This is a genomic window from Zoogloea sp. 1C4 (assembly GCF_009469605.1).
In the GTDB taxonomy this organism is placed as follows: Bacteria; Pseudomonadota; Gammaproteobacteria; order Burkholderiales; family Rhodocyclaceae; genus Zoogloea; species Zoogloea oryzae.
Map to the genome: position 1 here is coordinate 37007 of NZ_SSXU01000003.1, position 23990 is coordinate 60996.

General features: G+C 65.7%; 19 protein-coding genes and 1 riboswitch. Of the genes, 3 read left to right on the top strand and 16 right to left on the bottom strand.

Annotation, left to right across the window (positions count from 1 at the left end):
• Positions 1-2: 2 nt before the first annotated feature.
• The 11 genes from infB to GH681_RS04695 form a co-directional block, all read right to left on the bottom strand.
• Positions 3-2825, bottom strand: coding sequence for a translation initiation factor IF-2 (gene infB, locus GH681_RS04645; protein WP_153160267.1), 2823 nt, complete (start codon positions 2823-2825; stop codon positions 3-5).
• Positions 2826-2841: 16 nt separating this feature from the next.
• Positions 2842-4314 (bottom strand): transcription termination factor NusA, encoded by a 1473-nt coding sequence (gene nusA / locus GH681_RS04650; protein ID WP_153160268.1) that lies wholly within the window; start codon positions 4312-4314, stop codon positions 2842-2844.
• A 21-nt stretch (positions 4315-4335) separates the two neighbouring features.
• On the bottom strand, positions 4336-4764 hold the full coding sequence (rimP, locus tag GH681_RS04655; RefSeq protein ID WP_153160269.1) for a ribosome maturation factor RimP: 429 nt from the start codon (positions 4762-4764) through the stop codon (positions 4336-4338).
• A gap of 172 nt (positions 4765-4936) precedes the next feature.
• Positions 4937-6112 carry a 23S rRNA pseudouridine(2605) synthase RluB gene (rluB, locus tag GH681_RS04660; RefSeq protein WP_194271132.1) on the bottom strand — a complete coding sequence of 392 codons (1176 nt, stop codon included), beginning with the start codon at positions 6110-6112 and terminating at the stop codon, positions 4937-4939.
• Positions 6069-6650, bottom strand: coding sequence for an SMC-Scp complex subunit ScpB (gene scpB, locus GH681_RS04665; RefSeq protein WP_153160271.1), 582 nt, complete (start codon positions 6648-6650; stop codon positions 6069-6071). Before scpB ends, rluB begins: the two co-directional genes overlap by 44 nt.
• Complete coding sequence (locus tag GH681_RS04670; RefSeq protein ID WP_153160498.1) at positions 6628-7398, bottom strand: ScpA family protein; 771 nt, start codon at positions 7396-7398, stop codon at positions 6628-6630. The genes scpB and GH681_RS04670 overlap by 23 nt, the downstream gene beginning before the upstream one ends.
• A gap of 142 nt (positions 7399-7540) precedes the next feature.
• Positions 7541-8743, bottom strand: a complete 1203-nt coding sequence (locus GH681_RS04675; protein ID WP_153160272.1) for a tryptophan--tRNA ligase — start codon at positions 8741-8743, stop codon at positions 7541-7543.
• A gap of 6 nt (positions 8744-8749) precedes the next feature.
• A complete protein-coding gene (locus tag GH681_RS04680; RefSeq protein WP_153160273.1) occupies positions 8750-9409 on the bottom strand; it encodes a site-2 protease family protein in 660 nt (219 codons plus the stop codon).
• An 89-nt stretch (positions 9410-9498) separates the two neighbouring features.
• Positions 9499-10122 carry an L-threonylcarbamoyladenylate synthase gene (locus tag GH681_RS04685; RefSeq protein WP_153160274.1) on the bottom strand — a complete coding sequence of 208 codons (624 nt, stop codon included), beginning with the start codon at positions 10120-10122 and terminating at the stop codon, positions 9499-9501.
• An 18-nt stretch (positions 10123-10140) separates the two neighbouring features.
• On the bottom strand, positions 10141-10980 hold the full coding sequence (locus tag GH681_RS04690; protein ID WP_153160275.1) for a 3',5'-nucleoside bisphosphate phosphatase: 840 nt from the start codon (positions 10978-10980) through the stop codon (positions 10141-10143).
• Positions 10977-11867 carry an alpha/beta fold hydrolase gene (locus GH681_RS04695; protein WP_153160276.1) on the bottom strand — a complete coding sequence of 297 codons (891 nt, stop codon included), beginning with the start codon at positions 11865-11867 and terminating at the stop codon, positions 10977-10979. The genes GH681_RS04690 and GH681_RS04695 overlap by 4 nt, the downstream gene beginning before the upstream one ends.
• A gap of 53 nt (positions 11868-11920) precedes the next feature.
• Positions 11921-12012, top strand: a riboswitch (glycine riboswitch).
• A 196-nt stretch (positions 12013-12208) separates the two neighbouring features.
• Between GH681_RS04695 and gcvT the strand changes: the two genes are divergently transcribed.
• The 3 genes from gcvT to gcvP all read left to right on the top strand — a co-directional run bounded on the left by gcvT (position 12209) and on the right by gcvP (position 16714).
• The gene (gcvT, locus tag GH681_RS04700; protein WP_153160277.1) at positions 12209-13291 is read left to right on the top strand and encodes a glycine cleavage system aminomethyltransferase GcvT; all 1083 of its coding nucleotides are present in this window, start codon (positions 12209-12211) and stop codon (positions 13289-13291) included.
• Positions 13292-13342: 51 nt separating this feature from the next.
• Positions 13343-13720 carry a glycine cleavage system protein GcvH gene (gcvH, locus tag GH681_RS04705; protein ID WP_153160278.1) on the top strand — a complete coding sequence of 126 codons (378 nt, stop codon included), beginning with the start codon at positions 13343-13345 and terminating at the stop codon, positions 13718-13720.
• 102 nt (positions 13721-13822) lie between these two features.
• The gene (gene gcvP / locus GH681_RS04710; protein ID WP_153160279.1) at positions 13823-16714 is read left to right on the top strand and encodes an aminomethyl-transferring glycine dehydrogenase; all 2892 of its coding nucleotides are present in this window, start codon (positions 13823-13825) and stop codon (positions 16712-16714) included.
• Between the two features lie 82 nt (positions 16715-16796).
• Here the strand turns inward: gcvP and GH681_RS04715 are convergent, their stop codons facing one another.
• Genes GH681_RS04715 through prsR form a run of 5 tightly spaced genes read right to left on the bottom strand, consistent with a single transcriptional unit; the run spans position 16797 to position 23990 of the window.
• Complete coding sequence (locus tag GH681_RS04715) at positions 16797-17561, bottom strand: S1C family serine protease (RefSeq protein WP_153160280.1); 765 nt, start codon at positions 17559-17561, stop codon at positions 16797-16799.
• Between the two features lie 13 nt (positions 17562-17574).
• Positions 17575-18492: a transglycosylase SLT domain-containing protein gene (locus GH681_RS04720; RefSeq protein ID WP_194271133.1), complete on the bottom strand. Its 918-nt coding sequence runs from the start codon at positions 18490-18492 to the stop codon at positions 17575-17577.
• 14 nt (positions 18493-18506) lie between these two features.
• Positions 18507-19787 carry a nucleotide sugar dehydrogenase gene (locus GH681_RS04725; protein WP_153160282.1) on the bottom strand — a complete coding sequence of 427 codons (1281 nt, stop codon included), beginning with the start codon at positions 19785-19787 and terminating at the stop codon, positions 18507-18509.
• A 34-nt stretch (positions 19788-19821) separates the two neighbouring features.
• Positions 19822-22611 carry an XrtA/PEP-CTERM system TPR-repeat protein PrsT gene (gene prsT / locus GH681_RS04730; RefSeq protein WP_153160283.1) on the bottom strand — a complete coding sequence of 930 codons (2790 nt, stop codon included), beginning with the start codon at positions 22609-22611 and terminating at the stop codon, positions 19822-19824.
• Positions 22612-22622: 11 nt separating this feature from the next.
• Positions 22623-23990, bottom strand: coding sequence for a PEP-CTERM-box response regulator transcription factor (gene prsR / locus GH681_RS04735; protein WP_153160284.1), 1368 nt, complete (start codon positions 23988-23990; stop codon positions 22623-22625).

Sequence of the window (23990 nt, forward strand, 5' to 3'; positions counted from 1 at the left end):
GCTTAGAGCGTCCGGGCGACTTCCTGGATTTCGAAGACCTCGAGTTGGTCACCTTCCACCAGATCGTTGAAGTTGCGAACCTGCAGACCGCACTCGTAGCCAAACTTGACTTCCTTGACGTCGTCCTTGAAGCGCTTGAGCGATTCGAGTTCGCCGCTGTGGATGACCACGTGGTTGCGCAGCACGCGAACCTGGGCGTTCCGCTTGACCAGACCTTCCAGCACGTAACAACCGGCGATGGTGCCAACCTTGGAGATCGTGAAGACCTGACGGACTTCGACCAGACCAAGCACCTGCTCGCGCTTTTCGGGGGCCAGCATGCCGGACAGCGCGCTCTTCACCTCATCCACGGCGTCGTAGATGATGTTGTAGTAGCGGATATCGACGCCGAACGTCTCGGCCAGCTTGCGGGCGTTGGCATCGGCACGGATGTTGAAGCCGATGATGACCGCACCGGAAGCCTGAGCCAGGTTGACGTCGGATTCGCTGATCGCGCCGACACCACCGTGGATGACCTGCACCCGGACTTCTTCGTTGGACAGCTTGACCAGCGACTGGGCCAGCGCTTCCTGGGAGCCCTGCACGTCGGCCTTGATGATGAGCGGCAGCGACTTGACCTCGCCCTCGCCCATCTGTTCGAACATGCTTTCGAGCTTGGCGGCCTGCTGCTTGGCCAGCTTGACGTCGCGGAACTTGCCTTGACGGAACAGGGCGATTTCACGCGCCTTGCGTTCGTCAGCCAGGGCCACGACCTCGTCACCGGCACCCGGCACTTCGGACAGGCCGAGGATCTCGACCGGAATCGACGGGCCAGCCTCATCGATGGGCTTGCCGTTCTCGTCGAGCATCGCACGGACACGACCGAAGGTCGCGCCGGCGAGCACCACGTCGCCACGCCGCAGCGTGCCGGATTGCACCAGCAGGGTCGCCACCGGGCCGCGGCCCTTGTCGAGGCGGGCTTCGATGATCAGACCCTTGGCCATGCTTTCGCGCGGCGCGGTGAGTTCGAGCACTTCGGCCTGGAGCAGGATGGCTTCGAGCAGGTCGTCGACGCCGGTGCCGGTCTTGGCGGACACTTCGACGAACATCGTGTCGCCGCCGTAGGCTTCCGGAACCACGCCTTCGGCGATGAGTTCCTGGCGCACACGCTCGGGGTTCGCGCCCGGCTTGTCGATCTTGTTGACCGCCACGATCAGGGGCACTTCGGCCGCCTTGGCGTGGTGGATGGCTTCCTTGGTCTGGGGCATCACGCCGTCGTCGGCTGCAACCACCAGCACGACAAGGTCGGTGGCCTTGGCGCCGCGGGCACGCATGGCGGTAAACGCTTCGTGACCCGGGGTGTCGAGGAAGGTCACCATGCCACGTTCGGTTTCCACGTGGTAGGCACCGATGTGCTGGGTGATGCCGCCCGCTTCACCGGCTGCAACCTTGGCGCGCCGGATGTAGTCGAGCAGCGAGGTCTTGCCGTGGTCGACGTGGCCCATGACGGTGACGACCGGCGCACGAGGCTCCAGCGGCACATCCTTGTGCTCAACGTTTTCCTCGAGGAAGGCATCGGGATCGTCCAGCTTGGCGGCGAGCGCCTTGTGGCCCATTTCCTCGACGACGATCATCGCGGTGTCCTGGTCCAGCACCTGGTTGATGGTGACCATGGAACCCATCTTCATCAGGGTCTTGATCACTTCGATGGCCTTCACGGACATCTTGTGGGCCAGATCAGCGACCGAGATGGTCTCGGGCACGTGGACTTCACGCACGATCGGTTCGGTCGGGGCGACGAAAGCCGTCGTTTCCTGATGACGACCGTTGCCGCGACCGCCGCTACGGCCACCGCCACGCCAGCCGCCGGCACCGCCGGTGGTGTCGCCACGTGTCTTGATGCCGCCACGACGCTTGGCGTCGGCGGGGACTTCCTTGCTGACGACCTTCTTGACGTCCTTGCGGACGCCCTTGTCTTCGGTCTTGGCGGGCTTGTGCAGCGTGCCGGACTTCGGCGCGGCCTCACCTTCGATCTTCGCCTTCTCGGCGGCAGCGACGCGAGCCTTTTCGTCTTCAGCGCGCTGCAGCATCGCGGCGCGGGCACGGGCTTCACGCTCCTGCTTTTCCTTCAGATCGGCAGCCTGGCGGGCAACCAGCTCGGCGTGGCGCTGGGCTTCGCGTTCACGGGAAGCCTTTTCCTCGGCGCTCAGGATCGAACCGGCCACGACACGGCGAACCGGGGTCGACGGACGAGTCTCGCCCTTCGGCTTGGCGGGTTCGGACGGAGCGGCAACCGGGGCAGGAGCCTCGGGCTTGACTTCGGCGACGACGGGTTCGGGTGCCGGCGGCGGCGCCACGACAACCGGCTCGGGTTCCGGCTCGGGAACCACCTCGACCACGGGCTCGGGCTCGGGTGCCGGCGGCGGCGCCACGACAACCGGTTCCGGCTGCGGCACCGGCTCGGCCACGCTTTCAACGATGGGTTCGACCACCGGCTCGAGCTGTTCGGCGACAGTCGCGCCAGCCGGCGTTTCGGTCAGCGGAGCGTCGTCGCGCTTGATGAAGGTGCGCTTCTTGCGAACCTCGACCTGCACCGTGCGAGCACGCCCGGTGGAGTCGGTTGCGCGGATCTCGCTGGTCTGCTTGCGCGTCAGCGTGATCTTCGACTTGGCTGCCGTCTCGCCGTGAGCGCGACGCAGAAAATCGAGGAGGCGAGTCTTGTCCTGCTCGGAGAGCAGGTCGGATTCACGCACCTTGTCGACGCCGGCCTTCTGCAACTGCTCGAGCAACACGGAGGCCGGCATTTTGAGTTCGCCGGCAAATTGTGTAACGGTTGTCTGTCCCATCTTGAACCTCCGGGTATTACTCGAACCAGTGCGCGCGCGCCTTGGTGATCAGATTCTTGGCCCGCTCTTCGTCCAGCCCCGACATTTCCATCAGTTCGTCCACCGCCAGATCGGCCAGTTCGTCGCGGGTATGAACGCCACCCTGGGCCAGCTTGGCGGCCAGGGGCTTGTCCATGCCCTCGAGGTCCAGAAGGTCCTCGGAGACGGTTTCCAGCTGTTCTTCGGTGACGATGGCTTCGGTGAGGAGCACGTTGCGGGCGCGATTGCGCAGCTCGTTCACCGTTTCTTCGTCGAAGGATTCGATTTCCAGCATTTCAGCCAGCGGCACATAGGCGATTTCCTCGAGGGACGAGAAACCCTCGTCGATCAGGATGTCCGCCACTTCCTCGTCCACGTCCAGCCTGGAGATGAACAATTCACGTACCGTATTGTGCTCTGCCTGGGACTTGCGCTCCGACTCGGCTTCGGTCATCAGGTTGATGGTCCAGCCGGTGAGTTCGGAGGCAAGCTTCACGTTCTGGCCGTTACGGCCGATCGCGATTGCCAGGTTGTTCTCGTCCACCACCACATCCATGGCGTGGGCTTCCTCGTCCACGACGATGGAAGACACTTCGGCCGGCTGCAGCGCGCCGATCACGAACTGGGCGGGCTCCGGCGACCACAGCACGATGTCGATGTTCTCGCCGCCGATCTCGTTGCGCACCGCGGTGACGCGGGAGCCACGCAGGCCGACGCAAGTACCGATCGGGTCGATGCGCGGGTCGTTGGACTTCACGCCGATCTTGGCGCGCAGGCCGGGATCGCGGGCGCAGGCCTTGATCTCCAGCAGACCATCGTCGATCTCGGGCACTTCCAGTTCGAACAGACGAATGACGAACTCCGGCGCAGTGCGCGAGAGGATCAGCTGCGGGCCGCGGGCGCCGCGATCGATGCGCAGCAGGTAGGCCTTGACACGATCGCCAACGCGCAGGTTTTCCTTCGGAATCATCTGATCGCGGGGCAGCACGGCTTCGAGGCGACCCACTTCGATGATCGCGTTGCCACGCTCCATGCGCTTGATGGAGCCGGAGATGATGAACTCCTTGCGCTCCAGGAAGTCATTGAGGATCTGCTCGCGCTCGGCGTCGCGGACCTTCTGGAGGATGACCTGCTTGGCAGCCTGGGCACCGATGCGGCCGAAGTCGATGGGCTCGAGGCCTTCCTCGACGTAGTCGCCCACCTGGATCTCCGGGTATTCTTCGCGGGCGTCGATCAGACCCATCTGGGCCTCGTCGTTCTCCACGTCCTCGTCGGGCAGCACCTGCCAGCGACGGAAGGATTCGTAGTCGCCGGTTTCCCGGTCGATGGAGACGCGCACATCGGCGCCGTCGTTGATGCGCTTCTTGGTTGCCTGGGCGAGAGCGGACTCGAGCGCCGAGAAGACGATCTCCTTGGAGACGTTCTTCTCACGGGCAAGTGCATCAACCAACAGCAAAATTTCGCGGCTCATACCTGCAAACCTCCAAATTCCTTAAAACCTGGGCACCAGGCGGGCCTTTTCGATATCTTCAAACGGGATCGTCATCGATCCCTTTTCCGTTTCCAGGGTGACGACGCCATCTTTCAGGCCCTGCAGCACCCCGGCAAAATTACGCTGATTGGAAATGGGCATGGCGAGGCGAACCTGCACCTCCTGACCGGCGAAGCGCTCGAAATCGGCCGGCTTCTTGAGGGCCCGATCCAGACCGGGCGACGACACCTCAAGGCGGTCGTATTCGACGTTCTCGACTTCGAAGATCCGGGTCAGCTGATTGCTCACGGTGGCGCAATCATCCACCGTGATACCGTTCGGCGAGTCGATGAACACCCGCATCAGCCGGCCACGGGGAGAGGTCTCAAAATCGACCAGCTCATAGCCAAGACCTTCAGCGGTCTGCTCGATCAGTTTCAGCAGCTCCATGCCCACACATTCCTAAACCACAAATAAAAAATGGGCGAAACGCCCATCCCTGTTAATTCGACCGGATGTCGGCTCTTTCGAGCCGATTCGGTCCCTTCGAACCGATAAAACGTGCTAAGTATAGCAGCCCGCCGAGGCGGGCGCAATTTCCACCCTCAAAACAAGTCGTGCACTAGCCCGGGCGACGCGCCGGGCGGGCCGGTTTGCGGGCTTTTCCGGGTTGCCCGACAGGCTTGGGAAGGCCGGCCAGGGCACACACGTCCTCCACCGCCATGTCCTCCCACATCCCACGCTTGAGGCGCGACGGCAGCACCACCGGCCCGTAGCGCACGCGCATCAGGCGGCTCACGGTGAGGCCCATCGCCTCGAACATTCGCCGCACTTCGCGGTTGCGACCTTCCGACAGCGTGACTCGATACCAGTGATTGGCACCTTCGCCGCCCGCATCGAGCAGAGTGTTGAACTTGGCGGGGCCATCTTCGAGCTCGATGCCGGCCAGCAGCGCCTGCTTCTGGACATCGTCGAGTTCGCCCAGCAGACGCACGGCGTACTCCCGGTCGAGTTCGTAGCGCGGGTGCATCAGCTTGTTGGCGAGATCGCCATCATTGACGAACAACAGCAGACCCGAGGTATTGAAGTCCAGCCGCCCCACCGCGATCCAGCGCCCCTTGCGCAGATTGGGCAGGCGATCGAATACCGTTGGACGGCCCTCCGGATCGTCCCGCGAGACGATCTCGCCTTCCGGCTTGTGATACAGCACAACCCGCGGGATGCGCGGCGCGAAGCGCAGCGGCATCAGCTTGCCATTGACCCGCACCCGGTCGCCGGGGCCAACCTTCTGGCCCACGTCGGCGGGTTCGCCATTGACCGAGATGCGACCGGCGACGATCCACTCCTCGATCTCCCGACGGGAGCCGATGCCGGCTGCGGCAAGCACCTTGTGCAGGCGTTGGGGCTCGGTGTAGGTGGTGTCCTGGGGCTTCTTGCGGCGCTCGCCTTCGGCGGACGGCGGCAGCTCGTTGCTGACCAGCGGATAGCTGTCGTCGCCACCGCCGAAGCCCACATTGCCCTGACGTTTGGCACGCCAGTTGCCGCGGCCCACACCCAGATCGGACAAGCCGATCGCCGAGGCGTTGCTCTTCGGCTGACGGAAGCCGTCGTCACGCTCGGCGCGGGGTGCGCGATTGCCCTCGCCCTCGGGCCGCCCACGGCCCCGGCGTCCGCCCTGGGGCTGACCTGCAGCGGCGCCTTGGGGGCGCGGGCCATTGCCGCCGGGGCGGGCAGGACCACCGGGCTTGCCGGTCTTAGCCCTGAACGGCTTGTTCTTCGGTTTTTGGGAGGTCGACAAGATCCATGATCCTTTCGATTTCAGTCAGCGGAGGCAGCTCGGTCAGGCTTCGCAGCCCGAGGTCCTCCAGGAATTTTCGGGTCGTGGCATACAGGCCCGGCCGACCGGGAGTATCCCGATGACCGACCACATCCACCCACCCTCGCGACTCGAGGGTCTTCAATACATTGGTCGAGACCACCACGCCACGGATGTCCTCGATGTCACCGCGCGTCACCGGCTGCCGGTAGGCGATGATCGCCAGGGTCTCGAGCACCGCGCGGGAATACTTGGGCGGCCGCTCTTCCTTCAGGCGATCGAGATAGACCTGGTACTCGGGGCGCGTCTGGAAACGCCAGCCACCGGCCGTCTGGATCAGCTCGACGCCCCTGCCCTGCCAGTCTTCGGCCAGCTCGCCCAGCAGCCGCCGGATGAAGTCGGGGCCGGGCTCTTCGTCGAAGAGCCGGCGCAGTTCGCTCACCGACAGGGGCGCAGGCGCCGCCAGCAGGGCCGTTTCCAGCACCAGCTTGAAGGCTTCAGTCGATTCCGGCTGCACCATCGGCACGTTTCACATAAATCGGCGCAAAGGCCTCGTTCTGGGTGACCACCACCAGGCGCTCCTTCACCAGCTCGAGGGTGGCGAGAAAGCTCACCACCAGGCTGGGTACGCCCAGGTCGGGGTCGAACAGGGATTCGAACACCACAAAGGTGTCGTCCCGCAGTTTTCGCAGGATCAGCGTCATGTGCTCGCGCACCGACAGCTCTTCCCGCTGGATCGTGTGGTGCCGCTTGAGGCGGCTCTGGCGGGCGATCTTCAGCCACGCCAGTTGCAGGTCGTGCAGGCTCACGGCCGGCAGACGCTCGACGACCTTCTCGGCCACGAACACCCCGACCCACTCGAAATCCCGCTCCACGCGGGGCAGTTCGTCGAGGCGCGCGGCGGCGAGCTTGACCTGTTCGTATTCGAGCAGACGACGCACCAGCTCGGCACGGGGATCTAGCTCCTCGGCTTCTTCGGCCCGCGGCGGCCGGGGCAGCAGCATGCGCGACTTGATCTCCAGCAGCGTCGCGGCCATCAGCAGATAGTCGGCGGCGAGCTCGAGGTTGTGCTGGCGCATCGCCTCCACGTATTCCAGATACTGCACCGTAAGCGGCGCCATCGGAATGTCGAGGACGTTGATGTTGGCCTTGCGGATCAGGTAGAGCAGCAGGTCGAGCGGGCCTTCGAAGGCATCGAGGAACACCTCCAGCGCATCGGGCGGGATGTACAGATCCTTCGGCAGATCGAAGATCGGCTGGCCGTACATTCGGCCGATGACGGCTTCGATGGGCTCGGCGGGCGGCGCCAGATCGAGCGGCGCCGTCACGGCTGGTCAACCGCCGCGCAGGCTAACACGCCGGACGCAGGGCTCCAAGGCATAAATCCGCGTCCGGCCAATCCCTGAAACATCAGCTGTAGCTCAGGCCCATCGCGTCGCGGACTTCGCGCATGGTTTCCTGGGCGAGCTTGCGGGCCTTGTCGCAGCCGTCGGCCACGATGCTGCGGACCAGGCTCGGGTCGTCGAGATAGGGCTGGGCGCGCTCGCGCATCAGGTCCTGCTCCTTCAGCACCGCGTCGATGACCGGCTGCTTGCACTCGATGCAGCCGATGCCGGCGCTGGTGCAGCCCTGGGTCACCCACTCGCGGGTCTTGTCGTCGGAGTAGATGACGTGGAACTGCCACACCGGGCACTTCTCCGGATTGCCCGGATCGGTGCGCCGCACGCGGGCCGGATCGGTCTGCATGGTGCGGATCTTCTTGCCCAGGGTGTCGGCCTCTTCGCGCAGGAAGATGGTGTTGCCGTAGGACTTGGACATCTTCTGGCCATCGAGGCCCGGCATGCGCGAGGCTTCGGTGAGAAGCGCGCCCGGCTCGACGAGGATCATCTTGCCGCTGCCCTCCAGGTAGCCGTACAGGCGCTCGCGGTCGCCCAGCGAGAGGCTCTGGGCCTCTTCGAGCAGCGCCTTGCCGAGGGCCAGGCCCTCTTCGTCGCCGTTCTGCTGGAAGCGGGTGCGGAACTCTTCGTACAGCTTGGCACGCTTGCTGCCGAGCTTCTTGATGGCTTCTTTCGCCTTGTCCTCGAAGCCGGGCTCGCGGCCATACATGTGGTTGAAGCGGCGGGCGAGTTCGCGGGTGAACTCGACGTGGGGCAGCTGGTCCTCGCCCACCGGCACCTTGTCGGCGCGGTAGATCAGGATGTCGGCGCTCATCAGCAGCGGGTACCCGAGGAAACCGTAGGTGGTCAGATCCTTGTGGGAGAGCTTCTCCTGCTGATCCTTGTAGGTGGGCACGCGTTCGAGCCAGCCCTGTGGCGTCATCATCGACATCAGCAGGTGCAGCTCGGCGTGCTCGGGCACGCGGGACTGGATGAAGATGGTGGCCTGGGACGGATCGACGCCGGCGGCCAGCCAGTCGACGATCATCTCCCACACGCTGCCCTCGATGCCCCTCGGGTTGTCGTAGTCGGTCGTCAGGGCGTGCCAGTCGGCGGCGAAGAACAGACAGGGGTACTCGGACTGCAGCTTGACCCAGTTTTTCAGGACGCCGTGATAGTGGCCGAGGTGGAGGCGCCCGGTGGGGCGCATGCCGGAGAGGACGCGTTCAGCGAACATGGGATGTCAAAGTCCAATAACGGTTGCGAGAGCAAAACGGAAAATGGCCACCAGCGGCCCGAGGATGTCGCCAAGGATACCGGTTAGCAGCAGGAACAGCAGGATCGGAAAACCATAGGGTTCGATCTGCGCAAACTTGTAGGCCGGGCCCGGCGGGAGCAGGCTCACCGCAATCCGCCCGCCATCAAGCGGCGGCAACGGCACCAGATTGAGGAACATCAGCACGGCGTTGATCTGCATGCCGGCGTCGGCCATCTTGGCCATCGGCAGCGCGTAGGCGTTGTCGGGCATGCCCACTGCCACGCGGAACAGCAGCGCCCAGCCGATGGCCATCACCAGATTGGCGAAGGGACCGGCGGCAGCCACCCACAGCATGTCGGCCTTGGGGTTTCTGAGGCGGCCAAAATTGACCGGCACCGGCTTGGCCCAGCCGAACAGCATCGCCCCGGCGCCCACGAGGCTGCTGGTGATGAGGATAAGGCCCGGCACGAGGATCGTGCCCACCGGGTCGATGTGGCGGATCGGATTGAGGCTGATCCGGCCGGCGAGCTCGGCGGTGCGATCGCCAAAATGCCGTGCGGCATAGCCATGCGCCGCCTCGTGCAAGGTGATGGCGAACAGCACGGGCAGCGCCCAGATGGTCAGCGTGACGATGAGTTCTTGCATGGAATCGGTCCGAGCGGGGGCACGGATTCTACCAGAGCCGGCCCGCCGGCCCCGCTGAAACCCGGAACTTCTCCAGAGCCCGCAACAACTTACAACCCGAATGGGGCGAGACTGCCCCGCCCTTCGCGCACCAGCACCGGGCTTCCGCCGGTCAGATCGATGACCGTGGTGGCCTCGCCGCGGCAGGGGCCGGCTTCGATGATGAGATCCACTTCCTTCTCAAGGCGGTCGCGGATGTCTTCCGGATCGGTCAGCGGATGCTCGTCGTCGGGCAGGAGCAGCGTGGAACTCAGCAGCGGCTCGCCCAGTTCGGCGAGGAGCGCCGACACCACGGGATGATCAGGCACCCGCAGGCCGATGGTCTTGCGCTTGGGGTGGAGCAGCCGGCGCGGGAGCTCCTTGGTGCCTTCGAGGATGAAGGTGTACGGCCCCGGCGTGGTGGCCTTGAGGAGCCGGTACTGGCTGTTATCCACCCGGGCGTAGGTGGCAATCTCCGACAGATCGCGGCAGATCAGTGTGAAGTGATGGCGCTCATCCACCCCGCGGATGCGGCGGATGCGCGCCAGCAGCGCGTTGTCGCCGGTGTGGCCGCCGAGGGCGTAGGCCGAATCGGTGGGAAAGGCGACGAGACCGCCGCCGCGCATGATCTCCGCCGCCTGCTTGATGAGGCGGGGCTGGGGTTGCTCGGGGTGAAGCGTGAAGAACTGGGCCATGGTGAAGAAACGGGACTTTCAGATCAGACGCGACCACACGGGCGTGAGGTCGGGCGGCAGCGGAGGCGCCCGACCGAGATCGATCGGGCTGTCTTCCGGGCCATGGAAATCGGAGGCGCGGGAGGCCATCAGGCCAAACTTGCGCGCCATCCGCGCAAAGGCGAGCACCTGCCCGCCATCGTGGGCGCCGCAGGCAACCTCGACGGCATCGCCGCCCAGCTCGCGAAACTTGTCGAAGAGGATGTCCATCTCGACATGGGACAACCGGTAGCGGCCCGGGTGGGCGATCACCGCCAGCCCGCCGGCACCCTTGATCCAGCCGACGGCATCCTCCAGCGTCGCCCACACGTGATCCACATAGCCCGGCTTGCCCCGGGCGAGGTAGTGGAGGAACACGTCATGCACATTCTTGGCGCAACCGGCCTCGACCAGAAAACGCGCAAAGTGCGCCCGACTGATGAGCGCCGGGTTGCCCACGTAGCGCAGCGCGCCTTCGAGGGCGCCGTGAATGCCGATGCGGTCGAGCTCAGCGGCAATTTTTGCCGCCCGGCCATCACGGCCACTGCGCACCCGATCAAGCCCGGCGATGAGCGCCGCGTTGGAGGGATCGACGCCCAGGCCGACGATGTGCACCGTCTGGTCCAGCCAAGACACCGACACCTCGACCCCGGGCACGAATCGCAGCCCCAGCTCGGCCGCGGTGGCGGCAGCCTCGGGCAGACCGAGGAGTTCGTCATGATCGGTGAGGGCGAGCAGATCGACCCCGTTGGCGTGCGCACGGCGGACCACGGCCGCGGGCGCCAGGGTGCCGTCCGAAGCGGTGGAGTGACAGTGAAGATCAGCGTTGACGGCGTTCATGATCCCTTGGACAGCAGAAAATCCTCGATGATCCGGGCGGTCAGGCCCGGCTGGTCGTGATGCAGGTTGTGGCCGCTGTCGGCCAAGTCCACTTCACGAAAATCCCGGAAGGCGGCCCGCGCCTCGGCGTGGGCTTCGTCGGTCACGCCGAGCCGGCGGCGCAGGTCAGGCTCGGCCGGCTCGACCCACAGGGTCGGCGCCGTCACCCGTCGCCACGCGGCCAGGGCCTCGGCGCGCCGGTACAGCACGGCATTCACGCGGCGATGGGCCGGATCGCCTGCGAGGCGGATACCGCCCTCCCCGTCCGGCTCGCCCAGGTGCTCGGCGAGAAACGCGGCCTTGCCGGCATCGAGGCGGGGGTTGTCGGCCTGCAGACGGGCGGCCAGCGCGGCGCGGTCCGGGTAGCGCCGGAAGCCCGCCGGGCGTTCGAGATCATTGAGCCACTTTTCCATCCGGCCGGGAGCGTTCTCCGGCGGGTTGTCGGCAAGCCCAAAGGCGTCCAGCGCCACCAGCCGCCCAACCCGCGCCGGCCGCACGCCGGCATACAGGCAGGCTACGTTGCCGCCCATGCTGTGACCGACCAGCCGCACCGGATCGACCGGCGAACAGGTGCGCAGGAGTGCGTCCAGATCGGCCACGTAATCGGGAAACCAGTAGGCGTCGCCGCCGTTCCACTGGCTGAGACCAAAGCCGCGCCAGTCGGGGGCGATCACATGCCAGTCTGCCTCGAGGGCATCGACCACAAACTGGAACGACGCCGAGACGTCCATCCAGCCATGCAGCAGGAACACCTTGGGCGCACCTTCCTCACCCCATTCGCGGAGGTGGTAGCGCAGGCCGCGAACGTCGAGGTGGCGGCTGCGGGAAGGGCGTCGGATCAGGGTCATCCCTAGAAGTTTAGCAGACCCTTGCCGTAGGCCATGCCCGGTGGTAAGGTGCGCGCCGTCGTGTGGGAGAGTGTTCGCGCAGCTGCTGCGAACCGCCGAAGGCGCAACCCCCGGAACCGCTCAGGCAAAAGGACCGCCGACGAATCAACAATCTGGAGAGTGATGCCGCCCGTTATCCGTGCCAGCCACGGCCGGCCGCATCCACCGAAGGGGCACGCTGCCGGCACCGTTCGCCGCTGCAATCTCTCAGGTACAAAGGACAGATGGGGCCGACGCGATTTCCGAATCGCGTCGGCCCCATTGCTTTTCTACACTGGAACGATTGCCCACCGGAGAACACGATGACCCAGCGCACCCTTCTTCACGCCACCCACGTCGCCGCAGGCGCCCGCATGGTCGATTTCGCCGGCTGGGACATGCCGGTGAACTACGGCTCCCAGATCGAGGAACACCACGCCGTCCGCCGCGACGCCGGCATGTTCGACGTCTCCCACATGCTCGCGCTGGATCTCGTCGGCAGCGGCGCCAAGGCCTTCCTGCGCGGCCTGATCGCCAACGACGTGGCCAAGCTCACCGAGCCGGGCAAGGCGCTCTACAGCTGCATGCTCAACCCCGAAGGCGGCGTGATCGACGACCTGATCGTCTATTTCCTCTCCGACACCGAATACCGGGTGGTCGTCAATGCCGGCACCGCCGACAAGGACGTGGCCTGGATGCAGCAGCAGCTCGCCGCCACCGGCCTCGCCGCCACCCTCACGCCCCGCCGTGATCTGGCGATGATCGCCGTCCAGGGCCCGAACGCCCGCGCCAAGACCTGGGCCGCCATCCCGGGCTCCGAAGCCGCCTCGGCCGGCCTCAAGATCTTCCAGGCCGCCGCCTTTGGCGACATGTTCATCGCCCGCACCGGCTACACCGGCGAAGACGGCTTCGAGCTCACCCTGCCGGCCGATCAGGCCGCCGCCACCTGGGACGCCCTCGTCGTCGCCGGCGTCAAGCCCTGCGGCCTCGGTGCCCGCGATACCCTGCGCCTCGAAGCCGGCATGGCCCTCTACGGCAACGACATGGACGAGACCGTCTCGCCGCTCAATGCCGGCCTCGCCTGGACGATCGATTTCAAGGACGCCAGCCGCGACTTCATCGGCAAGGCCGCGCTGCAGGCCAACCCGGCCAGCCAGCAGGTCCTCGGCCTCGTGCTCGAAGACAAGGGCGTGCTGCGCGCCCACCAGCATGTCTTCACCGCCCAGGGCGAAGGTGAGACCACCAGCGGCACCTTTTCGCCGACCCTCGAAAAGGCCATCGCCATGGCCCGCCTGCCCCTGGGCGTTGCGCCCGGCGATGCCGTCGAGGTGGACATCCGCGGCAAGCGCCTCAAGGCCCGGGTGGTTAAAGCCTCTTTCGTCCGTAACGGCAAACCCCTAATCTGATGCGTCCCGCATTGCTGCGCCTTCAACCATTCTGACCAAGGAAATCTCACCATGACGACCCCCTCCGAACTGCGCTACACCGAATCCCACGAATGGGTCCGCCTTGAGGCTGACGGCACCGTCACCGTCGGCATCACCGACCACGCCCAGCAAGCCCTCGGCGACGTGGTCTTCCTCGAGCTGCCCGAAGCCGGCCGCGTCGTCACCGCCGGCGAGAGCATCGCGGTGATCGAATCGGTCAAGGCCGCCTCCGACATCTACGCTCCGGTGGCCGGCGAGATCATCGCCAACAACCAGGAAGCCGTCGACGCGCCGGAATCCGTCAATGCCGACGCCTACGCCGCCTGGCTGTTCAAGATCAAGCCGGCCAACGCCGCCGACGTGTCCGCCCTGCTCGACGCCGCCGGCTACGAAGCCGCCATCGGCTAAGTCGCAGCCCGGATCGGGAGCGTGCCCCTGGCGCGCCCCGATCCACCCGCTGCCGCTTGTCATTGCTGTAACCCTTGCCGTAACCCAACCCGAGTTTTCCCCATGTCGAAGACGCTTCTCTCCGCCCCGCTCGCCACGCTCGAACAGGGCGACGACTTCATCCGCCGCCACCTGGGCCCCTGTGCCTCCGAGCTGCCGGCGCTGCTCGCCGCCGTCGGGGTCGACTCCCTCGACACCCTGATCGACCAGACCGTGCCGGCCGGCATCCGCCTGCCCGCGCCGCTGGCCATCGGCGAACCGACGCCCGAGCACGTGGCCCTGGCCCGCCTGAAGGCCATCGCCGGCAAGAACGTGCTGAAGAAGTCCTTCATCGGCATGGGCTACTACGACACCATCACGCCCAAGGTCATCCTGCGCAACGTGATGGAAAACCCGGGCTGGTACACCGCCTACACGCCTTACCAGGCCGAGATCGCCCAGGGCCGCCTCGAAGCCCTGCTGAACTTCCAGCAGATGGTCATCGACCTCACCGGGCTGGAGCTCGCCAACGCCTCGCTGCTCGACGAAGCCACCGCCGCCGCCGAAGCCATGGCCATGGCCCGGCGCATCTCCAAGGTCAAGAGCCAGGCCTTCTTCGTCGATGAAGGCGTCTTCCCGCAGACCCTCGACGTGGTGCGCACCCGCGCCGAATACTTCGGCTTCGAGCTGATCGTCGGCCCGTCTGCAGAGGCCGCCCATCACGACGTGTTTGGCGCCCTGATGCAATACCCCGACGAGCGTGGCGTGGTGGCCGACATCGCCGCCCCGATCGCCGGCCTCAAGGCCAAGGGTGCAGTGGTGGCTGTCGCGTCCGACCTGCTGGCGCTGGTGCTCCTCAAGTCGCCCGGCGCGCTCGGCGCCGACATCGCCCTCGGCTCGGCCCAGCGCTTTGGCGTGCCGCTCGGCTTCGGCGGCCCCCACGCCGCCTTCTTCGCCACCCGCGAAAGCCACGTCCGCTCCATGCCGGGCCGCATCATCGGCGTCTCCAAGGATGCCCGCGGCAAGACTGCCCTGCGCATGACCCTGCAGACCCGCGAGCAGCACATCCGCCGCGAGAAGGCCAACTCCAACATCTGTACGTCCCAGGTGCTGCTGGCCAACATGGCCGGCATGTACGCCGTGTATCACGGCCCGGAAGGCCTGCGCACCATCGCGGCGCGCGTCCATCGCCTCGCCGCCACCCTGGCCGAAGGCCTGGGCCAGGCCGGCTTCGCGCTCGCGTCCGACAGCTTCTTCGACACCATCCAGGTGGAAACCGGCGCCCGCTCCGCCGAGATCTACGCCGCCGCCCAGGCCGCCGGCTTCAACCTGCGCCACGTGGACGGCCACGCCCTCGGCATCGCCATCGACGAGAAGACCACCCGCGACGACATCGCCGCGCTGCTGGCCGCCTTCGGCGCCACGGCCGATGTGACCGCCCTCGACGCCACCGTCGCCGCCCGCGGCGGCAACCTGCCGGCCGAGCTGCTGCGCGACGACGCCATCCTCGCCCACCCGGTGTTCAACACCCACCACACCGAGCACGAGATGCTGCGCTACCTCAAGCGCCTGCAGAACCGCGATCTGGCGCTGGACCACTCGATGATCTCCCTGGGCTCGTGCACCATGAAGCTCAACGCCACCAGCGAGATGATCCCCGTCACCTGGCCCGAGTTCGCCGACATCCACCCGTTTGCCCCAGCCGACCAGACCGCCGGCTACCTCGAGATGATAGAAGGCCTCGCCGCCCAGCTGCGCGAGATCACCGGCTTCGACGCCATCTGCATGCAGCCCAACTCCGGCGCCCAGGGCGAATACGCCGGCCTCGTGGCGATCCGCCGCTACCACACGGCCCGCGGCGACCACCACCGCACCGTGTGCCTGATCCCCAAGTCGGCCCACGGCACCAACCCGGCCACCGCCCAGATGTGCGGCATGGACGTGGTGGTCGTGGCCTGTGACGACAACGGCAACGTCGATCTGGCCGACCTCAAGGCCAAGGCCGAGCAGCACGCCGACAAGCTCGCCGCGCTGATGATCACCTACCCGTCCACCCACGGCGTGTTCGAGGAAGCCATCCGCGAGATCTGCGCCACCGTGCACCAGTACGGCGGCCAGGTTTACATGGACGGCGCCAACATGAACGCCCAGGTCGGCCTCACTTCGCCCGCCACCATCGGCGCCGACGTGAGCCACATGAACCTCCACAAGACCTTCTGCATTCCCCACGGCGGCGGCGGCCCGGGCATGGGCCCGATAGGCCTGAAGGCCCACCTCGCACCGTTCATGGCGGATCACGTCGTGGCCGCCACCGGCAGCGAGGATCGCCCCAACGCCGGCCAGGGCGCCGTGTCGGCCGCCCAGTTCGGCTCGGCCAGCATCCTGCCGATCTCGTGGATGTACATCACCATGATGGGTGGCCGCGGCCTCAAGCGCGCCACCGAAGTGGCCATCCTCAACGCCAACTACGTGGCCAGCCAGTTGGCGGCGCACTACCCGGTGCTCTACACCGGCAGCCAGGGCCGCGTCGCCCACGAGTGCATCCTCGACATCCGCCCGATCAAGGCCGCCACCGGCATCTCCGAGGTGGACATCGCCAAGCGCCTGATGGACTACGGCTTCCACGCCCCGACCATGTCCTTCCCGGTGGCCGGCACGATAATGGTCGAGCCCACCGAATCCGAGGACAAGGGCGAACTCGACCGCTTCATCGCCGCGATGGTGGCGATCCGCGGCGAGATCCGCGCCATCGAGGAAGGCCGCCTGCCCGCCGACAACAACCCGCTCAAGAACGCGCCCCACACCCAGGCCGACTTCCTGGGCGACTGGGACCGCCCCTACTCCCGCAGCGAAGCCGCCTTCCCGCTGGCGTGGGTGAGCGACAACAAGTTCTGGCCGAGCGTGAACCGCATCGACGATGTCTACGGTGACCGCAACCTGTTCTGTTCCTGCGTGCCGATGGACGAACTGGCCTGATCTGCCAAGGCATAAAAAAGCCCGGGGTCTTCTGGACCTCGGGCTTTTTTACGTCGGTACGGCACGCTTGGCGTGGAGTGGCTCAGGGCGTGAGCAACGTCTTCACAAAGGCGGCGGGAATCGCGTAGGAGATGCCCGACGGCGAGGTCACGGCCGACTCCTTGCCGCCCTTGATGAACACCATGCTGAGCACGCCCAACACCTCGCCGGAGGTGGCATCGAACATCGGGCTGCCGCTGTTGCCCGGGTAAGAGATGAGATCGAGCTGGATCACCGAGTAACCACCCGCCGCCAGACGACGCACAGCCGCGCCATCCAGCTGCTTCGCGGTGGAAACCGGCTGGCCGATCGGGGTGATCGCCGAGACGATGCCCTTGTGGGTCACCGGCACGATGCCGATGCTGCCCCCGAGGGGAAAGCCGGTCACGGCCACGTCCTGCCCGTCGCGCACGGTGCTGGAATCCCCCAACCGTAACGCCGGCATCGGCGGCCCGTCGAAACGCAACACCGCCAGATCGTGATCGAGATCGATCGACTCCTTGGTGATCGGCCGGGCCGTGACCCGTCCCGCACCGGATAGTGCCATCACCAGCTTCTCGTCATCGCCCAGATCGGGCATGCCGACCACGTGGGCGTTGGTCACCACCTGATTACCGTTTCCAGCCACAAAACCTGTACCCAGAAACCGGAAACGAGGGTTGCGCGTGGGCGACAGCGTACCGATCGCCACTATCGAGCGCTTGACCGACGCCACGGTATCGGGGAAGTCAGCCCTTGCCGGCGGAGCAACGACACAGGCGAGCGCCATCACCCCGGACATCAGCGAACGGGAAAATCGGAAACCCATCGGGCTCACCTCACTAATTGACGGCCTTGATCGCAGAGAGCGCAGGCGATGCGTTTACGAGTCGCGCATCGAAGGGATGTTCCGTCCGCGGGAAGAATTCGAGGATGCGTCGGACGTAAGCCTGGGTTTCCTTGTACGGGGGCACGCCCCGATAGCGGTCCACCGCGCCTTCACCGGCGTTATAGCCGGCCACGGCCAGCGCCACATTGCCCCGGTAGTAGGCCAGCAGCCAGCGCAGGTAGGCAAGCCCGCCCTTGATGTTCTCCACCGGGTCGTAGCTGTCCTTGACGTTGAAACGGCTGGCCGTCTCGGGGATCAGCTGCATCACGCCCATCGCGTTCTTGGGCGACAGGGCATTGGAATCGAAATTGGACTCGGTCGTCGCGATGGCCAGCGCCAGCCGCGGCTCGATCGAGAAACGCGGGGCGAGCGTGGTGATCAGCTCGACCATCTTCTTCTTGCGCTCGGGCAGCGACGCCAGATACTTTCGGGAATCCCAGTTGTCGCGAATCGAGAACGCCCACTCAACGCTGTGCGCCTTCAGGCATTCGGGCACCGCGCCGGTGTAGTCGCCGGCAACCCGGCGAGCCTTGCCGGCGCCTTCGTGCCCCTTGAACACCGCCATCTCGAACAGCGTCGCGGCGATCCCGTCGTCCCGGGGCACGCCGCGGCCATTCGCGTACATCCAGCCCAGGCTGTACATCGCCTCGGCACTGCCCGAACGGACCGCCTCGCAATAAAGCTCGGCCGCCCTTTCGGGATCACGGGGGGCGCCTTCACCGTGCTCGAAGGCCAGCGCCTGCTCGACGATCTGCCGGGCATCGGTGGCCTGTGCTTCGAACTTCGGCTCGGCCGCCTGCACGACGCGCGCCCCGCCTGCCAGGCTCGCACCCAGAAGGACGATGGAAAGCAGCTGCTTCACGCGCGTCATGTCCCGGGGCCCGCTTAGAGACGCCAAACCTTGGCACCAGCCGCAGCGATCTCGGCCGGGTCGTAGAAGCTCTTCACGTCGGTGAACACACCGTTCGGCACCAGCTTGTCGCACAGCTTGGCCACGCCCATCTCGGCGTATTCCTTGTGGGCCACGGCGGCGACGATGGCACCGGCCTTCGGGAGCTTGTCCCAGGCGGTGAGGCTCACGCCGTACTCGTGCTCGGCCTCGGCAGATTCGGCCACCGGGTCGTGCACGTGCACCTTGACGCCGTAGCTCTGCAGCTCGCGGATTACGTCGATGACCTTGCTGTTGCGCAGGTCGGGGCAGTTTTCCTTGAAGGTGAGACCCAGCACGATCACGTCGGCGCCCTTGATGTTGAGGCCGTTCTGGATCATGGTCTTGACGGTTTCTTCGGCGACGTACTTGCCCATGCTGTCGTTGATGCGACGGCCAGCCAGGATGACTTGCGGGTGGTAGCCCAGCATGTCGGCCTTGTGGGTCAGGTAGTACGGATCGACGCCGATGCAGTGGCCACCGACCAGGCCCGGACGGAAGGGCAGGAAGTTCCACTTGGTGCCGGCGGCCTTGAGCACTTCGAGGGTGTCGATGCCGATCTTGTGGAAGATCACGGAGAGTTCGTTCATCAGGGCGATGTTGAGGTCGCGCTGGGTGTTCTCGATGACCTTGGCGGCTTCGGCGACCTTGATGGAGCTGGCCGGGTAGACGCCGGCGGTGATCACCGAGGCGTAGGTGTCGGCGACGATCTTCAGGGTCTCGGGGGTGTCACCGGAGACGACCTTCATGATCTTGGTGACGGTGCGTTCCTTGTCGCCCGGGTTGATGCGCTCGGGGGAGTAGCCGACGTTGAAGTCCTGCTTCCACTTCAGGCCCGAGAACTTCTCGAGGATGGGAATGCACACTTCTTCGGTGGCGCCGGGATACACGGTGGATTCGTAGACGACGATCGCGCCCTTCTTCATGTACTTGCCGACGCTCTCGGACGACTTGACCAGCGGGGTGAAGTCCGGCTGGTGAGCCTCATCGACCGGGGTGGGCACGGCGACGATGATGAAGTCGGCTTCGGAGATCACCTTCGGGTCGGTGCTGCACGTGAGATGCACGGCGGCCTTGAGGTCTTCGGAGGCGACTTCGCCGGTCGGGTCCACGTGGCGGGCGTAGGCGTCGACCTTCTCCTGGTGGAGGTCGAAACCGACGGTTTTCACTTTCTTGCCGAATTCAACGGCGAGGGGCAGGCCAACGTAGCCGAGGCCGATAACTGCAATGGTGGTCATTTCAGAGATCCTGATAACGAATGTGAAGACTTGATCAGAGGGTCGCGCGGATCTTTTCGATCTCGGCGGCAACCGGGGATTTTTCGGGGGCGCTGCGCTGGGCTTCGTCCAGCTCCTTGCGGGCACCGTCCTTGTCGCCGCTCTTGATGAGGGCACGGGCAAGGTTGATGCGCAGCTGCGGCAGCTTGGGCCCGAGGCTCACGGCCTTCTTCAGCGTCTCGATGCCCTTGGCGGTGTTGCCGCTGTCCATCAACAGCGTGCCGAGGGTGTCGAGCACCACCGGGCTGTTGGGGGCCAGGGACACGGCCTGCTCGGCCACGCTGACGGCGCTCTTGTCGTTGAGCTTGCCCAGCGCCCACGCCAGGTTGTTAAGCAGCATGGCGTTCTTGGGCGCCATCTCGAGCATCTGGCGATACTGCTGGACGGCCGATTCGTACTTCTGCTCGGACAGGCTGCGCTCGGCGAGGTAGGTGCGGATGACCATATCCTTCGGATTGGCCTTGACCCAATCGGACACCAGCTTCGCCGCTTCCTGCTCCTGGCCGGCGGCGAGCCGCGCGGAATGCACGCGGATCAGCGACTGCGGGCTCTTGTCGCGCTTGAAGGCTTCGGAGTACGGCCCGACGGCATCGGCAGACTTGCCCATGGCGGAGAGGGCCTCGCCTTCGAGCAGGAAACCGACCGACGATTCGCCGTGCTGCTTCTGCACGTCCCTGGCCACTGCAATCGCCGCGTCGCCACGCTTGCTCTGGAGCAGCAGCGAGATCAGGCGCTGCTGGGCTTCGACGGCATCGGGCTTGAGCGCCAGGGCCTTGCGCAGGCTCTGCTCGGCACTGGCGAAATCCTTGGCCGCAACCTGCAGGTCGGACATGGCCACCAGCGGGGCTACCGAATTGGGCATGCGGGAGCTCAGCTTGCCGAAGGTCGTGAGGGCCTGTTGGTTCTCGCCGGCGGCCACCTGGGCGCGGGCAAGGAGTTCAAGCAGGGCCGGATCGTCCGGCGAGCCTGCCTGGGCTTCCTGGGCCAGCAGCAGCGCGCGCTTGGTGTCACCCGACTGCGCCAGCATCGCCACCAGCGCGGTGCGGATCGGCAGCGAGGTCGGCACGGCGGTCAGGCCCTTTTCGAGCAACGCCTGGATGTCCTTGTTCTGACCACCGGTCATGGCCTGGAGTTCGGCGTACTGCATGTAGCCCTGGGCCACCTTCGGGTTGGCGGCAACGAAGGTCTCGAAGCGCTTGCGGGCCGCATCGATGTTCTTGTCGGCCATGTCGAGGCGGGCAAGGTTGCTCACCGCCGGCAGGAAGTCCGGACGCAGTTCGAGCGCCTTTTCGAAGGCCTTGCGGGCACCGGCCGTATCCTTGCTGGCGAGCAGCACGCCGCCCTTCATGTTGTAGGTGACGGGATCGTTCGGCTTCTTCTTCTCGAGGGTCTGAACTGCGGCAACCGCCTTGGCCACTTCGTTGCGGCGCAGGTGGGCCATGATCAGGGTGATGTCGGCCTGGATGTTGTCCGGGTCGAGGGCAGACGCGGCTTCCAGATCCTGGAAGGCCTGGTCGGCTTCGCCGCCGACAAGGCGCGAGACGCCGAGACGGGTGCGGTACTGGGCGTTCTTCGGATCAGCCTGGGTGGCGCGCTGGAAATATTGCTCGGAACGGTTGAAGTCACCGTTCATCGCATAGACCTGACCGGCGAGGTTGAGCACGGCGACGTCCTCGACCTTGTCCTTCAGCAGCGGCTGGAGCGCTTCGAGGGCGCGGGACGGCTCACGCGTGCCGATGTAGGCGGTCACGAGCAGGCGGCGGGCCATCTGCAGATTGGGGGCGCGCTCGATGACCTTCTTGGCGTTTTCCTGGGCCTGGACGAAATCCTGGCGCTGCAGTTGCAGGGTGGTCGCCAGCAGGAGAGCCGGGATGTAGTCGGGGGCCACGCGCAGCACCTGCTGCACGCCGTCGTAGGCTTCCTTCGCCTTGCCGCTGCGCAGATTGATGTAGGACTGCAGGTAGACCGCCATCGGGTGACCGCCGAGGGCCTTGCGCATCTCGGTCACCTTGGCCTGGGCCAGGTCGACCTTGTTCTGGCGCAGCAGCACCGAGATGAGGTTCTGGTAAGCACCCACATCGGTGGGCTTGGCGGCAATCACCGCCTCGAAGGCCGGGATCGCTTCTTCGACGCGGCCCATGGTCAGCAGCAGGTCACCGCGCAGGGAGTGGGCTTCGGGCAGGGTCGGCGCATCCTTCAGCACCGCATCCACATCGACCAGCGCGCCGTCGAAGTCGCGGCCGATCGCCCGCAGGCGGGCCAGGCCCACACGGGCGAGCGGGTAGTTGGCCGATTCGCGCAGGGCCGAATTGAAGGCTTCGCGGGCCTCGTCGATCTTGCCCTTGCCGATCAGGTTGGTGCCCTGCATGGTGAGGATGGCAGCCCGGCTCTCGGGCTTCTCGAGCCGACGGTTGGCGAGCTCGGTGGCGATTTTGTCACCCTGGCCGGTGGCGACCAGCGCCTTGGCCAGCAGCGGCACGACTTCATCGGGCGAATAGCCGGCATCCAGCGCGCGGCTCAGTTCCTTTTCGGCACCGGCGTAGTCGCCCTGCTCGTAGTTGATCTTGCCCAGCAGGAAACGGGCTTCGCCGAGGTTGGCATCTTTCTGGAGCGCGTTCTTGAGCTGGATCGACGCCGCGTTACGATCGTTCTTGGCGATGTATTCCTTGGCGGACGTGACCATGGACTCGGTACTTGCACCGCATGCAGCCAGAAGGAAGGCGCAAAGGGTGCTGATGGCAGCATTCCGCACGGTACGGCGTTGATTTTGAACACGCATTAGCATGGTTCCTTGAGTCACGTTGAAGTCTCTTTCTTGATTCCGAACCGGTTCATCAGATCGTAGAGCGTCGGACGGCTGATTCCCAGCACCTCCGCCGCCCTGGCCACGTTGCCATTGACCCGGGCCATCACCCTCACCACCGCACGTCGTTCGGCTTCCTCGCGGACGACACGCAGGTTGAGGGCTTCCAGTTCTTCGTCGGGATTGACGTCAAGGCCGATGTCCTCGGCCGTGATGCAGTTGCCGTCGGCCATGATGACCGCGCGCTTGATCGCGTTCTCGAGCTCACGGATGTTACCCGGCCAGCGATGGGTTTCGATGCTGTGGACGGCGTCGTCCGTGAGGGTCATCGCACCACGCCCGTGATCGCCCGCGAAACGCTGGACGAAGGCGTGGGCCAGCAACACCGCGTCGCCGTCCCGGTCGCGCAGGGCCGGGATATCGACCACGATCTCGGCGAGGCGGTAGTAAAGGTCTTCCCGGAAACGGCCGGCCTGGATCAGGCCCTTCACGTCCTGGTGGGTGGCGCAGATGATGCGAACATCCACGGGGATTTCCTCGCGCCCGCCGATGCGCTCGATCACCCGCTCCTGCAGGAAGCGCAGCAGCTTGGCCTGCAGCGGCATCGGCAGATCGCCGATTTCGTCGAGGAACAGCGTGCCCTTGTTGGCCACTTCGATCTTGCCGAGGGTCTGCTTGACCGCGCCGGTGAAGGCGCCCTTCTCGTAGCCGAAGAGTTCGGATTCGAGGAGGTTTTCGGGAATCGCCGCACAGTTGATCGCCACGAAGCGCTCGTTGCGCCGGGGCGACAGCTCATGCAGGCCGCGGGCCAGCACTTCCTTGCCGGTTCCGCTTTCTCCCAGCAGCATGGCCGTGACGTTGGCGGAAGCCACGCGCTCGATGAGGCGGCACACCTTGAGCATGCCCGCGTCGCGGGTGATGAGACCCGACAGGGCGCTGCCCTGCTGGATCTTCAGGCGGCGGTTGTCCTGCTGCAGATCGTAGAGGCGCAGCGCGCGATCGAGGGTGAGCGCCAGCAGCTCGGGCTCGAAGGGCTTGGCGAAGAAATCGTAGGCACCCATGCCCACCGCACGCACGGCGTTCTCGCGGTCGTGCTGCCCGGTGAGGACAACCACCTTGGTGTCGGGGGCCAGCGCGAGGATTTCGCCCAGCAGCTTGAAGCCTTCCGTCACGTCGTCCGGCGCGGGCGGCAGACCCAGGTCCATCGTCACGACGGCAGGTTCGTAGCGCCTCAGCTGCGCAATGGCCTCTTCACGATTGTTGGCAACCACCGTCTCGTACTGATCGAAGGCCCAGCGCATCTGTTTCTGAAGCGCCGGATCATCCTCGACGATCAGCAAAGTCCTGCGTTTATCAGTCAT

What these genes read in the sequence shown, in the direction of transcription:
- infB (WP_153160267.1), bottom strand. Translation starts at nt 2,825, where the DNA reads ATGGGACAGACAACCGTTACACAATTTGCCGGCGAACTCAAAATGCCG.
- nusA (WP_153160268.1), bottom strand. Translation starts at nt 4,314, where the DNA reads ATGAGCCGCGAAATTTTGCTGTTGGTTGATGCACTTGCCCGTGAGAAG.
- rimP (WP_153160269.1), bottom strand. Translation starts at nt 4,764, where the DNA reads ATGGAGCTGCTGAAACTGATCGAGCAGACCGCTGAAGGTCTTGGCTAT.
- scpB (WP_153160271.1), bottom strand. Translation starts at nt 6,650, where the DNA reads ATGGTGCAGCCGGAATCGACTGAAGCCTTCAAGCTGGTGCTGGAAACG.
- GH681_RS04670 (WP_153160498.1), bottom strand. Translation starts at nt 7,398, where the DNA reads ATGTACGGCCAGCCGATCTTCGATCTGCCGAAGGATCTGTACATCCCG.
- GH681_RS04675 (WP_153160272.1), bottom strand. Translation starts at nt 8,743, where the DNA reads ATGTTCGCTGAACGCGTCCTCTCCGGCATGCGCCCCACCGGGCGCCTC.
- GH681_RS04680 (WP_153160273.1), bottom strand. Translation starts at nt 9,409, where the DNA reads ATGCAAGAACTCATCGTCACGCTGACCATCTGGGCGCTGCCCGTGCTG.
- GH681_RS04685 (WP_153160274.1), bottom strand. Translation starts at nt 10,122, where the DNA reads ATGGCCCAGTTCTTCACGCTTCACCCCGAGCAACCCCAGCCCCGCCTC.
- GH681_RS04690 (WP_153160275.1), bottom strand. Translation starts at nt 10,980, where the DNA reads ATGAACGCCGTCAACGCTGATCTTCACTGTCACTCCACCGCTTCGGAC.
- GH681_RS04695 (WP_153160276.1), bottom strand. Translation starts at nt 11,867, where the DNA reads ATGACCCTGATCCGACGCCCTTCCCGCAGCCGCCACCTCGACGTTCGC.
- gcvT (WP_153160277.1), top strand. Translation starts at nt 12,209, where the DNA reads ATGACCCAGCGCACCCTTCTTCACGCCACCCACGTCGCCGCAGGCGCC.
- gcvH (WP_153160278.1), top strand. Translation starts at nt 13,343, where the DNA reads ATGACGACCCCCTCCGAACTGCGCTACACCGAATCCCACGAATGGGTC.
- gcvP (WP_153160279.1), top strand. Translation starts at nt 13,823, where the DNA reads ATGTCGAAGACGCTTCTCTCCGCCCCGCTCGCCACGCTCGAACAGGGC.
- GH681_RS04715 (WP_153160280.1), bottom strand. Translation starts at nt 17,561, where the DNA reads ATGGGTTTCCGATTTTCCCGTTCGCTGATGTCCGGGGTGATGGCGCTC.
- GH681_RS04720 (WP_194271133.1), bottom strand. Translation starts at nt 18,492, where the DNA reads ATGACGCGCGTGAAGCAGCTGCTTTCCATCGTCCTTCTGGGTGCGAGC.
- GH681_RS04725 (WP_153160282.1), bottom strand. Translation starts at nt 19,787, where the DNA reads ATGACCACCATTGCAGTTATCGGCCTCGGCTACGTTGGCCTGCCCCTC.
- prsT (WP_153160283.1), bottom strand. Translation starts at nt 22,611, where the DNA reads ATGCTAATGCGTGTTCAAAATCAACGCCGTACCGTGCGGAATGCTGCC.
- prsR (WP_153160284.1), bottom strand. Translation starts at nt 23,990, where the DNA reads ATGACTGATAAACGCAGGACTTTGCTGATCGTCGAGGATGATCCGGCG.